Origin of the sequence: Flavobacterium collinsii (assembly GCF_902804485.1) — a bacterium.
GTDB lineage: Bacteria > Bacteroidota > Bacteroidia > Flavobacteriales > Flavobacteriaceae > Flavobacterium > Flavobacterium collinsii.
Map to the genome: position 1 here is coordinate 1 of NZ_CADCST010000145.1, position 290 is coordinate 290.

Genomic DNA, 290 nt, shown 5'->3' on the forward strand with positions numbered 1-290 from the left:
CATGTGAGGTTAAAGGAATAGATTCTAATTGTACGTAATAAGAAGGCAACATATAATCCGGCAAGTGATGGCTCAGTTTGGCGCGGAGTTCCTGTTTGTCTACTGGTTTCTCGCCAACCAGATAGGCAACAATTACGGCTTCTGTTTCTATCTCCTGCACGGTTACTACGCACTGATTGATGTTTTCTTGGGCTAAAAGGGCGTGTTCGATTTCTCCCAGTTCAATACGGTGTCCTCTTACTTTCACCTGATGATCTTTACGGCCTGAAAATTCGATGTTGCCATCGGCT

General features: G+C 44.5%; 1 protein-coding gene. It reads right to left on the reverse strand.

Annotated features, from left to right (window positions below):
• A partial coding sequence (locus FLA105534_RS21890) for an AMP-binding enzyme (protein WP_173968207.1) occupies positions 1-290 on the reverse strand: 290 nt, incomplete at both ends.